Genomic DNA, 12933 nt, shown 5'->3' with positions numbered 1-12933 from the left:
TCGGCCCAGATCCGCGAAATTTTAATCAGCGAGTCAGCTTGGGAAGAAATGACCTGCTTATTCGCACCTTCCCTAGATGCCTGTGTATCCATGCTCGGAAAGATACTAAAAAAAATGTCTAACAAAAACGGTATCTCACAAACGGAAGAATCTGAATTCGCATTTCTTTTAACAAACTATATTAAACAGACTTTGACTTTTAGAGAATGGCAACGCAATGCTGACGGAAATCAACGACTGCACTTTCTTATTAATATCTACGGTGCAAAAGAAGACGGTGGCGAAGTGGTTTTAAGACCATTTATTGTAAATCCTGATGAATTAATGCTTACTCCAGCGGATGTCGTTGAATTTAATTCGCAGGTTATCAACGTTGATCGGCAGCGTCATCCTGAGTGGTTCCGTTAACTGGTCACAAGGGTTAAGAGCCTGAAAGGCTGCGATAGTGTATACGCAGCCTATTCTGTATAGCCGTCGCGTAATAATTGTTCTAAATGACTATCGACCGTTTCCTGATCACCAGGAATATATCGTGGCCATCCTGTTATATCGTTGACGCGTTTCACTATGTATGGATGAAACCCAAACTGCTCGGAAGTGATGTCAATATAATATTGCACTTCTTCGAAGTTCAATTCACACCAATAATGGCCAAAGCCACCACTCTCTGTAAATATACCGCCATCATCTGCACCGTTACCCCCACGAACAACAGCATCTAGACCTTTAGTTTTTGCTAAATAACATACAAGATAGCTTGCAAAAAGGCATGTGCCTTTCGTCTTCTTTGTGCCGCACTCCGTCAAAACTGAAAGTAGCTTTTCATGCGCCACTCGTGCAATGCCTGATACCAATTCCGGGGACATGTCTGCTCCAATGAAATTATTAGATCGACTTAAACAGGTAATATGTAATTAGGCATTACGATAAGTCGTGCCCTATTGGTTGGTACATCGTAAGAAAAGTAACTTTTCTAATCCCAGCCTGCACTCCGGGAATGCTTCTAACCTGAATAAATCACGGGGGCAGTGCTGGATACTTGTCAACTGTATTTGGATTCACAGGCTAACTATTTTTATACAGTTTAAGTGAATAAAACTTACTTAAAGCAGCGAACCACGCCGAAAGTGTAATGAGGAATACCGCCAATTCATCAGAACCATTTTTGATAGCACTGAGTAGAGCGATTAGTCCAAGGAACACCGAAAGAAAGACTAGTATTGCGGGTAAAAGTTTATACATGATAGACGTTCCTTTTAAAGGTTCAGATAGGTAGACCAACGCAGATAACGTCGGAATTGCCTGTTGTAAGATTACGCTCATTTAATTATTTTTATAACCTATGAATCCGCGTATAATTTCATTTGTAGTAATCTTCGTAATATATATCTGATAGACATTGATCTTTTTAATGTCTTGTTGACTCACAACACCATATAAGCAACTCTTAGATTGGTTTAACACAGCGCTTCCACTAACTCCATTTTGATAAAAAGCAGTCAAACCATCAGAACCAACTATTCCTTTATAATAGTAGGTTGAGTCGGGGGAAGCATACGTATTTGAAAGCGTATTATACATTCCCGATAGAACCCAAACAGACTCACCTGGAGCTAGAACATTATCACATACTGGAAGCTTCCAATTAGGTGGGGCTTTGACAATAGTATTTTTTTCTACTTTTAAAAGAGCGAGGTCCCGGTTCTTAGGATCATCAATATTGATAACTGTTGCTGGTTGGCTCCCATTCCTTGTTATTATACTTAGACTATAATCCTTGCTTGCATCAAGCCATAAATGTGAAGCTGTAAGAATATGTTGTTCATCGATCCAAGTACCTGAGCCGGAGATTGTCTTATTTCCAGACTTGATTTGAATTTTTACAGCTGAGTCCGAAAGCTCAAAATCATTGTGGTGCATACTTTGTTTATGAGGATTATCGGTGGAACAAGCAGAAATCAGTAAGGCTGAAAGAGCTAAAACCTTTCTATACATAGTCAGTTTCCTTCGAATAAGGCGAGTTTGGTTTCTAGAATATTTTATCCAGCGAGGAATTCTTCTAACGTGCTATCTTGGTACTGGGGATATATCTGCTTCATCATGCCAAAAGCAGCAACCGCTACGCTTTCTAAGTCGGAATAGAATTTAGGCTCCGTATTAAGATCATCACCATTCTTCAGAACGCCCTCGAAGCAGCTATAATCATTTCCGAACTCTTGAACAATAATCCAGCGCCCATCACGGAAACCTACGAGCATAACCGCTGAATTAGGATAGTCGCCAGCAGGCGTTAGCCAATCAAAGTGATAGTGCTTTATCGTATCATATTTCAGATGTACATTCATTATTCCTCCGTTGGCGATTACATTATTTGAGTTTTTTCATGGACTCTAAAGAAGCGAGGTAGGAATTATAGCGATCACCAAATTTTTCTTTCGCACGCTTAACGCGCATTTTCTCCGCGAGCTCAGTCTTGTTTTCTGCCTGGTAGGTCCTATTATTTTGCGTCTTTACTTCGGCCCCTGGGCCTGCTGCGTACGTTTTGTTTTTCTCGCTAATACACGCTCGGCATTTACTCTTGAGGCCAAACTTGCCCTTGAGCTCTTTTCCAAACTGTTCAAAGGGTTTAACTTGCTGACATGATTTGCATTTTTTAAAGCCCGGGGGGAGGTAGGTGTCAGCCATGAGCTGCTCCAGTAGGTATTGATTATAGGTGATTTTAACTTAAAGACGACGTCACTTTCAAATAAATCGACTACTTAACGCTGATCTTACATAATCCTGATTATGCGCACTTAAGTTGTTAGAACCATTTAGTAATGTCACTTTTGGGGCTGCGGATGTTTTCCTGGACTGTTATGTTGTGATCCCAAGATGCTGCCGGTACTTCACAGGACTCATTGCACCTAATGATAGCTTGATACGTTTCTCATTATACCAGCGTATGTACCTGTCCAGGAAGCAGATAAATTTTTCCAGCGTGATACCCGCCCAGTCTCTGCCATAGAACATTTCGTTTTTGATACGCCCGAAGAAGCCTTCACACGCAGCATTATCCGACGAGCATCCTTTGCGCGACATGGACCTTATAAGTCCGGAGGTGTTGATACGCTCAAGCCAGCCCGGCCACCGGTAATGGCCACCACGATCGCTGTGTATCACCGGTTTATCATGTTCGCTGAGCGTATCGAGTGCGTCATCGAGCATCGTATTCACCAGCGTCGCGTCCGGGCGTGTTCCTATCGACCAGCTTACAACCTGGCCATCAAAGCAGTCGATAACCGGCGACAGATAGACTTTTCCAGCCGGAAGCTGGAACTCCGTAATATCGGTCAGCCACTTCTCATTTGGCCTGCAGGAACTAAAATCCCGGGCGAGTAAATTTTCCGGTGCCGGACCGATTTCGCCACAGTAAGAGTTATATCGTCGTCGCCTGGTGCGCTTAACAACGAGCTGCTCTTCTGCCATCAGTCTGCGGACAACCTTTTCAGAAATAACTCTGTTGTTACTGCGAAGCATCGCGTGAAGGCGCCGGTAGCCGTAACAGCGGTAATTCTCCTCAAAGATATCGGCCATGATCACGCGTATTTCCGCATACTTATCGTACAGACGTTTGCTGGCTTTGTGGTAAAAATAACAGCTGCGGGCAAGTTGCAGAACGCTTAGCAACTCAGCAACGGGGTACTTTTTCTTAAGGGCATCAACTATCAGGGTTTTCTCCCTGTTTTTCAGTTTCAGAAAGCTGACGCCCAGATCTTTTTTTATCAGTTCATTCGCCTTTGTCAGTATGTCACGTTCGAGCTGCAGCTGATGAACCTGCTTCCTGAGACGCTGGATTTCACCGAGTAAAGCATCCTGATTTTTATCCTGAGGGGCTGCCTTTCGTTTGCGCATGGATTGATAAGCCTCGTCACTGATAAGGTCTTTCTTCCATTTGTACAGGACCGGGACGCTGACGCCTATGCTTTGTGCAACTTTACGCGCGGTTCCACGTCGGTTACAGAGCTCCCGGACGGCCTGAGACCTCTCTTCCGGGCTGAAGCATTTGCTTGTGCCTGAGCGAATGACCAGGGGACGCGCATTTGGGTAAAACTCTTCAATCCAGCGCTTTAGAATTTCGTTACTGGGGTAGCCGATGGCTCGGCGAGTGTACGACAGGCAACCACCGTGAGTAAGATAATGCTCAACAGCAGCAATTTTCTGTGTACGTGAATAGCGTTCTCTTGGTTTTAATTCCCTGGGTAAATCGCCCTTCTCTTCATAAATCCGAACCCAACGGCCCAGCTGTTTTGTGGAAGGATATCCCAGCTCCATGACGACAACGGAGGCTTTCTTTCCGTACCGGTAATAGAGTTCGACGGCCCGAATCCGGTCCTCGTATGAATGCATAAATTAACTCCTGAAGGTCCAGGAATTTGTCCGCACTTCCTTTTATCCAGATAGAAACGTCACCTTAGAGTAAGCTAAACTGAATGCAATTCTAAGGGGCTCAACGCATGTTGGTGACCATGTCAGATAAAGAGATCCACCGCCTACCGGTGATACAGGCAGTTTGTGAAAAGCGTCTACGCCGTCGTGATGCAGCATCACAGCTTGGCATTTCAGAACGTCAGGCGCAACGACTTATCAATCGTTACCGAGTTTCTGGTGCTGAAGGACTTGTCAGCCGCAAACGCGGCCAGCCCAGCAACCGCCGGTTGACCGAATCTCTCAAACTACGAGTACTCACGCTGATACGTGAAAACTACAGTGACTTTGGGCCCACACTGGCCGCAGAAAAACTCAGAGAGCGCCATAATATCCGGCTTTCAATCGAGACCGTCCGCAACTGGATGACGTCTGACGGACTCTGGGTCCCGCATGCTCGCCGTAAGTCACGGGTTTATCAACCCCGACATCGGCGTGATTGTCTGGGTGAACTTATCCAGATCGACGGCTCCCACCATGACTGGTTTGAAGGCCGTGCGCCAAAATGCTGCCTGCTGGTCTTTATCGATGATGCCACCGGGCGTCTGATGCATTTGCGGTTCAGCGAGTCAGAAACAGCCTTTGACTACATGCTGGCAACCCGGGAATACATCGAGCAGCATGGGAAGCCGGTATCGCTGTACAGTGACAAACACGCAATATTTCGCGTCAGTGGTCCGGAGAAACGCAATACCACCGTTACCCAGTTCGGACGTGTGCTTTATGACCTGGCAATCGAGCTTATTTGTGCCAACAGCTCTGAAGCTAAAGGCCGCGTGGAACGTGCGAATCAGACACTTCAGGATCGGCTGATCAAAGAAATGCGTCTGGAAGGTATAACCGGCATTGAGGCCGCAAATGCCTGGCTTGCCACTTTCATCGCTGACTTTAACAGCCGGTTTTCACGACCGGCTAAGTTCCCCAAAGATTTGCATCGTCCGGTGCAGGAAAGCCCCGATGAATTAAGAGACATCTTTGCCTGGCATGATGTTCGTACCGTGTCGAAATCACTGACCTTCCAGTACGATAAGATCCTTTATCTCATGGACACCACAGAAGAAAATAGCCGTCTTGCCGGTGAAAAAATTAAAGTACTGGATTATCCCGATGGCACCCTCGCCTTCCTCTATGGGCACCGGAGCCTTAAGTGCCAGGCATTTGATAAGCTGGCCTGTGTCGACCAGGGGCAGATTGTTGATAACAAACGTCTCGGGACTGTACTCCGACTGGCTCAGGTAAAACAGGATGAGCGGGAAAGCGAAGGCAAACGGGAACGAAGCAAAAAATCGCCCAGCCGTAAGGCTCAGGTGCGCATCCAGGAACAGCTCCGGGCTATCAATCCCGTTCTGGCAGACCCGAGCTTGTTTGTGGCAAGTTCAAAGCGATAGAATCGACCATCAGTGCTGCAAAGTACCGGAACAGTGAGTCCCCAAAAGGATACTTGAGATGATTAAATTCCCGACTACAAAGCGCGTTGATTTGTATAAAACTGCTGTCAGCTCTGAGCAATTACATCTAGATCTGGTTGCGGCTCAGGAGTTCATGTTCGATGCCTGGGAAAATGATGACCTGGAAGTTGTGCTGAAACTCATCAGAAAAGCTATCAAGAAATCCCCGCTCTGTGCTGACGCATACTCATTCTACTGCGAGATATCTCAAGAACCTCCTGAGTCAAAAATCGGGAAGCTGGAGACTGCTTTGTACGCAGCCAGCATTGCACTTGGCGAGGATTTTCAGGAGTTCGCAGGACGTTTCTGGGGATTTGTCGAAACACGTCCATATATGAGAGCAAAAGCAGCTTTGGCTGAGGCCTTATGGGAGTCTGGTAATTTTTATCCGGCTATGGCTCATAGCCGCGAAATGCTGAAGCTCAACCCGAACGATAACCAGGGGATTCGTCATTTATTAGCGAACTATTACCTTGAGCTTGAAATGGTGGATGATCTGGCCTTGCTACTGGACGATTATCCTGGGGATATGCGTTCGTTTTTTCAGTATACACGCGCCCTACTCGCCTACCGACAGTCATCCCCGGATGCCGATGATATCGCTAAAGCTGCGATTGATTCTAATAGACACATCCCCGGCTTGTTATCGAAGTGCAGATTACAGATCAAGTCTAACAGTGGATATATCACGTTAGGTGGAATGGATGAAGCCATTTATTATGTGAATCATAATATAAAGCCTTGGATTCGCACCTCTGGCGCAATTGATTGGATTGTAAATAATTCATTAAGTAAAATATAAGGATTTAGTTTTAATGTTTAATCTAATTATGGGCGGAGAACCTGACTATTTTGAACATTGGCCCATGTATGAACGGGTTAGTGGGAGTTGTGATTTTCCTATATCACGTATGTTAGAAGGCACCTCTGATGACATCCGGTTGAAGTTAACGCCTTTGAATGATAAAGCATTATCTTATATTGAGAAATTACCTACGCTTTTTATGTCAGAACTTTATTCCCGAGACAATGTTGAATACATTACTTTGCGACTTGGTGTAATTTCAAATCTACGAACAGTTAACAAAAATGTTGAGTTTGATTTCAGAATCACTCACTCACAAGATGATGTCGTAGTGATAAACAAAGAGTTATATCAAACAGCTTTAGAATTAGGTGCATATGGGCTGAAACGGACTCACTGGGGAATAAAAGCACGTGATTTAAATCAAACATTAGCACTTCTAAATATAACGACAAGAAGTACACCACTTCCTCCTACTGAAGCACTTCCTGATGAAGTTGATAACTACCCAATAATAGATAATGTTCAAAGTTTCATGGCGCGTGTTTTAGAACAAGATCATGAAGAAGATGCAGAAATATTTTATCGTGGACATTCTGATGTATCTTACGAGTTGGCTCCATCAGTTTTCAGGAAAAACAAAAAAGGTAACTTCAAGCATTTGCACAGTGAATCAAATTTAGTCCGTGAAGCCCTAACAGCAAGGCCAACTGAGTTTGTTGATGATAAAACAATGCTAGACAAGTTAGTAAGGATGCAACACTACGGACTACCAACTCGTTTGTTGGATATAACATCAAATCCACTAATCGCTCTGTATTTCGCTTGTTGCGACATTAGTAATAATGAAAATACAAATGAGGTTGATGGACATGTTATTATTTTCAAAACAAAAAGGGATCGTATAAAATTCTTTGACTCTGATACAGTAAGTTGCATATCAAATATATCAATGCTAAGTCAAACACTGAAAGATCAGCTGGATTGTAAAATGGACAAGGAGGCTTTCAATAAAACTGAAGCTTGTCAAAAACTCATACATTACATTAAAGATGAAAAACCTTATTTTAAAGATGTAATTATACCATCAGATTTGGAAAGGTTAATTTTCGTTAAAGGAAGAAATAATAATGAAAGGATGTCATCACAGTCAGGTGCATTCTTATTATTTGGGAATAATGCTGTTTATCCCGATTTAGTTTCAAACCCTGATGATGCTATGCAAGAGTTTAAAGTAGAAAAAATAGTGATCAGAAACAAAGCTAGAATACTTAAGGAACTCGCAAGGTTAAACATTACAGATGCGACAGTTTATCAAGGCATGGAAAGGACAATGAAACTAATTGCGGCCAAATTTTCCGCAGGAGATTGATCTTCATGTGGTTTTTTGACACACTAGCCTGTCGCTACTGGCATTGGTCCCTTGTATGCTAAGCATATGAACTCTGGTGTGTGTTGGACAGGAGCAATTAACCAGTCGTATAGTAAAATTTGAATGTAAAAATATAAAACAAGGAGTTGAGAATGAACCCCATTACTTTGAGTGAAATGAGTGATGAAGATGAAGAGGTAAAAATCATTTCTTCATATGAACCTCAAGATGATGAGATTGCGATCGTTTTTGATAGTTCAAAAATTACTGGAGGTAATGCACTGGATTTTTTCCAGTTCACCAAGCAATCACATTCTAATGTTAAAGTGTACGGAGATTCTAATGGTGTTTCGTACCTGCAATTAAACAGTATAACGTTAGCGTTAGGCACTTTCTTTGCCACATCAGTAATGATACCTTTTTTAGTAAATCTTGTTTCAAATTATATTCAGAAAAAAATTGATAACTTTGGAACTAGAGATATAGACGTTAAAGTCTCTATAATTAAAAAAAATAAATCAGGAAAACATGTGAAATACACTGTTTCTGGAAAAGTAGACGATGTTTTAAAAGTAATTAACAAAATCAAATAAAAATCTATATAGATATTATGAATATTCACGAAAAGTTAAAGCGTTGGATGTGTATTACTCAAGAAGATAGTGCTATTCTTGATTATCTTAATGCTGAGTTAAAAAAAGCTCAATCCTTGAGCTTGAATAATGAATCAAACAGATTGTTTTTATACAAAACAATTTTACTAGCCCATTTAAAATATATTCAAGTCATTAATTTACTTACAAGAGGTGATTTTTATGAAGCATGGGTAGAACTTGAAAGGATAGAAATAGATTTAATACATATTAAAGAAAATAATGAGTTTCTGCCTGAGGTTAATTTCTATGGTGTTAACTTCTTAGCGAGAATGGTATGTAATTGGCAGGCGTTATTCCCATATAAAATCTTCGGTAGTTCTCGTGAAATAATAAAAGAAGTGAAATGTTCAGTATGTAATACAACCCGTAGTTTTATTAATGATTGTGGTCATGTTAAAAATAAACTTTATAATGGAGTTCTTTGCTTTGATGAAGTGATCGATTTTGAATTAATTACTTATGACATAGTTAGTAATCCCGTTAACAAATGTAGTGTTTTTTTCTCCAATGATGGTGATCATTATAACTATTCAACTTTAATTAGTGTTGTCAAATACATACAATCCCCACATCAAATTTTCAATATTACGACCTGGAGATTTAAGGCGAAAGAACATGATGGAGTATTATCGCCAGAAAATATTTGTCCATGTGGAGATTCTTTAAAAAAATATGCAGATTGTTGTTTGCCACGTAATGGTATTTATAAAAAACATATAGATATTTGGTTTCCCTTCCCGTTGAATGTAGAACCTATTTAGAACCAGATATTCAATAACTAAAGATCCCGTTGACACAGATATTTCCATATTAAGATGTTTTCGTTATATTTTTATTCCAGTCTTTCATATTTAACTTTTGCTTTATTAATTGGTTGAGTGGGATAACGCAGCAGTCACATTAATATGATTACATAGGCTGAAAGTGCCCTTTCTATCTTGCACAAAGAGGTGACATTTTAAACTTGCTTTGACATAAGTTGTAGTAGCAAAGTTGTAATGTCCGATAATGGCTAAGTTAAGATGTCCGGCGTGTATAATCAAGTAAGGATTACCATGACGGCTCTCGCAGCGGAGTTTTTCACATTGGATGAAGTTAACCGACTCAAAATCATTCAGGATGTCATCGACCGGCGTCTGACAACACAAATGGCAGCTCAGCGGCTTGGTATCTCCGACCGTCAGTGCCGTCGTCTGCTTGCGCGTTATCGTGAAGATGGTCCGATTGGCATGACCAGCCGCCGTCGTGGTAAATCCAGTAACAACCAGTTGCCTCAGGGACTGGCCGCATACGCGCTGAACATTATTCGCGAACGCTATAACGATTTCGGTCCGACGCTGGCCTGTGAAAAACTGTCTGAGGTGCACGGTGTTCATCTTTCCAAAGAAACCGTCCGTAAGCTGATGACTCAGGCCAGTCTGTGGGTCCCACGTAAGCAACGTGCGCCAAAAATTCAGCAACCTCGTTACCGCCGTGCCTGTGCCGGTGAACTCATACAAATCGACGGCTGCGACCACCACTGGTTTGAAAATCGGGGACCTAAGTGTACGGCACTGGTTTACGTTGATGACGCAACCAGTCGTTTAATGCAGCTTCTTTTCGTGAAATCTGAGTCTACTTTCACCTATTTTGAAGCGACCCGGGGCTATATTGAAAAACATGGCAAACCGCTTGCGCTGTACAGCGACAAAGCCAGCGTATTCAGGATCAACAATAAAAATGCAACCGGCGGCGACGGCGATACCCAGTTTGGCCGTGCGATGCATGAACTGAACATTCAGACCATTTGTGCAGAAACCAGTGCTGCCAAAGGCCGCGTTGAACGGGCGCACCTGACGCTTCAGGACCGACTGGTCAAGGAGCTCAGGCTCCAGGGCATCAGTTCCATGGAAGCTGCGAACGCATTTGCCGAAGAGTTCATGAACGATTACAACCGTCGTTTCGCAAAAGCGCCTCGCCAGGCGTTTGATGTTCATCGGGAACTGGATGTCGATGACGATCTTGATATGGTATTTAACTGGCATGAAGCTCGTAAAGTGTCGAAATCACTCACAGTGCAATACGACAAAGTCCTTTATCTGATTGAAGACAGCGAATTCAGTCGTCGGGCGATTGGTAAATACATCGATGTCTGGCATTACCCGGATGGACATAAAGAGCTCCGGCTTAATGGCGTATCACTTCCCTACTCCACCTATGACAAGCTTTCTGAAATCGATCAGGGGGCCATTGTGGATAACAAACGTCTGGGGCGGGCCCTGGAAATGGCGCAGCTGGTCCAGGCCGAGCGGGATAATAACCGGTCGCAATCCGTACCATCCGGAGACGGCCCTTCTCGCAGGCGTAAAGCTCCCACGACGAAGAAATCCCAGCGTTCCCTGGATCAGGACGATATGTTCAATGCCCTGGTGAAACTTCAGTCACGCTCTGAAGAGATATTTGGGAAGAAACCGATTTAAAGCCCGGTAATCCATCCGGGCATGCCTGGCTGTCAGATTTTGGCCTGATTGACCCGTGCCGCGAGCTCCTGATGACTCTCTTTCCTTTCGCTGTAGCGGTCGGACAGGTAGGCTGTGTGCCCTTTCAGGAGTAACGTCATTTTGAACAACTCTTCGGTAACGTCGACAATCCTGTCATACCAGGGTGAGGGTTTCATGCGCCCTTCATCATCAAATTCCTGCCATGCCTTTGGCACTGACGACTGATTGGGGATGGTGAACATCCGCATCCAGCGGCCAAGTATCCGCATCTGATTGACCGTGTTAAACGACTGTGAACCACCACAAACCTGCATGACGGCCAGCGTTTTACCCTGGGAAGGACGAACAGCACCTTCACTCAGGGGTATCCAGTCAATCTGGGCCTTCATCACCGAGCTCATGGCGCCATGTCTTTCCGGAGAACTCCAGACCATTCCGTCACACCACCTGACCAGCTCGCGGAGTTCAAGCACTTTGGGGTGACTTTCGGGCGCATCATCGGGTAACGGCAGACCGGATGGGTTAAATATTTTCACCTCAGCCCCCATCTTTGCCAGCAACCGCCCGGCCTCTTCCGCTGCAAAACGACTGTAGGACCGCTCTCGTACTGAACCGTACAGGATGAGAATTCGCGGCATGGTTTCGTTGTTGCCCGTAAGTTTGCTGGCAAGCGCATCATCAAAATAAGCCGGTTCGATTGCTGGTAAGTCGGTCATAAAAAATCTCCATTTCATAAGCTATGCTTTAAAAGTTATCACATATGAAATACCATATGTATTGTTATTTTTTTACGAGGTTAAGCATGCTACAGCCTGTTCAGCTTTTTAAACTGCTCGCCGACGAGACCCGTTCAACTATCGTGATGCTTCTCAGGGAGTCCGGTGAAATGTGCGTCTGTGACATCTGTGCGGCAACCGCAGAGTCTCAGCCAAAAATTTCTCGCCATATGGCCCTTTTACGTGAAGCCGAGCTGGTCATCGACCGTCGCGAAGGAAAATGGGTGCATTACCGACTGTCGCCACACATGCCAGCATGGGCTGCGGGTATTATTGATACAGCCTGGAACTGTGAACGAGAAAACATACGCAACAAGCTCAGTAGCGTGGCATCTGTCTCCTGCTGATGGCGATATATATATCCGAATAAACAAATGTGAATGGAGTTTCTGATGTTACTGGCTGGTGCTATCTTTTTATTCACGCTCGTCCTGGTTATCTGGCAACCCAGAGGGCTGGGGATTGGCTGGAGTGCCTCACTGGGCGCAATTCTGGCATTGCTGACTGGCGTCGTTCATCTGGGGGATATTCCGGTGGTCTGGCAGATAGTGTGGAATGCGACCGCCACCTTTATCGCCGTGATCATCATCAGTCTTCTGCTCGACGAATCCGGCTTCTTTGAATGGGCCGCGCTGCACGTTGCCCGTTGGGGGAATGGCCGGGGGCGGCTGCTCTTCACCTGGATCGTCCTGCTTGGTGCGATGGTTGCGGCACTGTTTGCCAACGACGGTGCGGCACTGATCCTGACACCTATCGTTATCGCGATGCTGCTGGCGCTGGGATTCAGCCGGGGAGCAACCTTAGCGTTTATCATGGCCGCAGGGTTTATCGCTGACACGGCAAGCCTGCCACTTATTAGGCGACAATTACCCCGTCCGCATCGCGACAATTACTCTGGCCTGTTTGTAATCTGAGCGTCCTGTTTCTTC

General features: G+C 44.3%; 14 protein-coding genes and 1 pseudogene. 9 read left to right on the top strand and 6 right to left on the bottom strand.

All coding sequences use genetic code 11. From position 1 onward, the window contains the following. The coding region (locus V6E55_RS23800; protein ID WP_247753998.1) for a hypothetical protein at positions 1 to 408 on the top strand (408 nt) is incomplete at its 5' end. A 50-nt stretch (positions 409 to 458) separates the two neighbouring features. Here the strand turns inward: V6E55_RS23800 and V6E55_RS23795 are convergent. The 5 genes from V6E55_RS23795 to V6E55_RS23775 form a co-directional block, all read right to left on the bottom strand. Next, positions 459 to 866, bottom strand: coding sequence for a hypothetical protein (locus tag V6E55_RS23795; RefSeq protein ID WP_001371904.1), 408 nt, complete (start codon positions 864 to 866; stop codon positions 459 to 461). Between the two features lie 457 nt (positions 867 to 1323). Continuing rightward, positions 1324 to 1995, bottom strand: coding sequence for a S1 family peptidase (locus V6E55_RS23790; protein WP_000285959.1), 672 nt, complete (start codon positions 1993 to 1995; stop codon positions 1324 to 1326). 44 nt (positions 1996 to 2039) lie between these two features. After that, positions 2040 to 2345: a hypothetical protein gene (locus tag V6E55_RS23785; RefSeq protein WP_001100610.1), complete on the bottom strand. Its 306-nt coding sequence runs from the start codon at positions 2343 to 2345 to the stop codon at positions 2040 to 2042. A gap of 22 nt (positions 2346 to 2367) precedes the next feature. Beyond that, the gene (locus tag V6E55_RS23780) at positions 2368 to 2685 is read right to left on the bottom strand and encodes a hypothetical protein (RefSeq protein ID WP_000785965.1); all 318 of its coding nucleotides are present in this window, start codon (positions 2683 to 2685) and stop codon (positions 2368 to 2370) included. 171 nt (positions 2686 to 2856) lie between these two features. Then, on the bottom strand, positions 2857 to 4389 hold the full coding sequence (locus V6E55_RS23775) for an IS3-like element ISKpn38 family transposase (RefSeq protein ID WP_015065592.1): 1533 nt from the start codon (positions 4387 to 4389) through the stop codon (positions 2857 to 2859). A gap of 119 nt (positions 4390 to 4508) precedes the next feature. On the opposite strand from V6E55_RS23775, the gene V6E55_RS23770 reads away from it, so the two are divergent. The 6 genes from V6E55_RS23770 (at position 4509) to V6E55_RS23745 (ending at position 11207) form a co-directional block, all read left to right on the top strand. Further along, positions 4509 to 5855, top strand: coding sequence for an ISNCY-like element ISLad2 family transposase (locus tag V6E55_RS23770; RefSeq protein ID WP_076611902.1), 1347 nt, complete (start codon positions 4509 to 4511; stop codon positions 5853 to 5855). A gap of 58 nt (positions 5856 to 5913) precedes the next feature. Then, positions 5914 to 6717 carry a hypothetical protein gene (locus V6E55_RS23765; RefSeq protein ID WP_000589340.1) on the top strand — a complete coding sequence of 268 codons (804 nt, stop codon included), beginning with the start codon at positions 5914 to 5916 and terminating at the stop codon, positions 6715 to 6717. A gap of 13 nt (positions 6718 to 6730) precedes the next feature. Beyond that, the gene (locus V6E55_RS23760) at positions 6731 to 8092 is read left to right on the top strand and encodes an FRG domain-containing protein (RefSeq protein WP_000482601.1); all 1362 of its coding nucleotides are present in this window, start codon (positions 6731 to 6733) and stop codon (positions 8090 to 8092) included. Between the two features lie 152 nt (positions 8093 to 8244). Beyond that, positions 8245 to 8685 carry a hypothetical protein gene (locus V6E55_RS23755; RefSeq protein ID WP_016239970.1) on the top strand — a complete coding sequence of 147 codons (441 nt, stop codon included), beginning with the start codon at positions 8245 to 8247 and terminating at the stop codon, positions 8683 to 8685. Positions 8686 to 8702: 17 nt separating this feature from the next. Next, complete coding sequence (locus V6E55_RS23750) at positions 8703 to 9509, top strand: hypothetical protein (protein ID WP_016239971.1); 807 nt, start codon at positions 8703 to 8705, stop codon at positions 9507 to 9509. Between the two features lie 294 nt (positions 9510 to 9803). Then, a complete protein-coding gene (locus V6E55_RS23745) occupies positions 9804 to 11207 on the top strand; it encodes an ISNCY family transposase (RefSeq protein ID WP_044704760.1) in 1404 nt (467 codons plus the stop codon). Positions 11208 to 11239: 32 nt separating this feature from the next. Here V6E55_RS23745 and arsH read toward each other — a convergent pair whose 3' ends face one another. Beyond that, positions 11240 to 11944 (bottom strand): arsenical resistance protein ArsH, encoded by a 705-nt coding sequence (arsH, locus tag V6E55_RS23740; protein ID WP_000130816.1) that lies wholly within the window; start codon positions 11942 to 11944, stop codon positions 11240 to 11242. 86 nt (positions 11945 to 12030) lie between these two features. Here arsH and V6E55_RS23735 point away from each other — a divergent pair, with 86 nt between their 5' ends. After that, on the top strand, positions 12031 to 12351 hold the full coding sequence (locus tag V6E55_RS23735; protein ID WP_000941305.1) for a transcriptional regulator: 321 nt from the start codon (positions 12031 to 12033) through the stop codon (positions 12349 to 12351). Between the two features lie 45 nt (positions 12352 to 12396). After that, a pseudogene (locus V6E55_RS23730) lies at positions 12397 to 12906 on the top strand (ArsB/NhaD family transporter); the annotation flags it as partial. Positions 12907 to 12933 lie beyond the last annotated feature (27 nt).

The sequence above is a fragment of the Enterobacter sp. 342 genome, assembly GCF_036663495.1.
Lineage (GTDB): Bacteria > Pseudomonadota > Gammaproteobacteria > Enterobacterales > Enterobacteriaceae > Enterobacter.
This window is presented reverse-complemented; position numbering and strand designations above follow the sequence as displayed.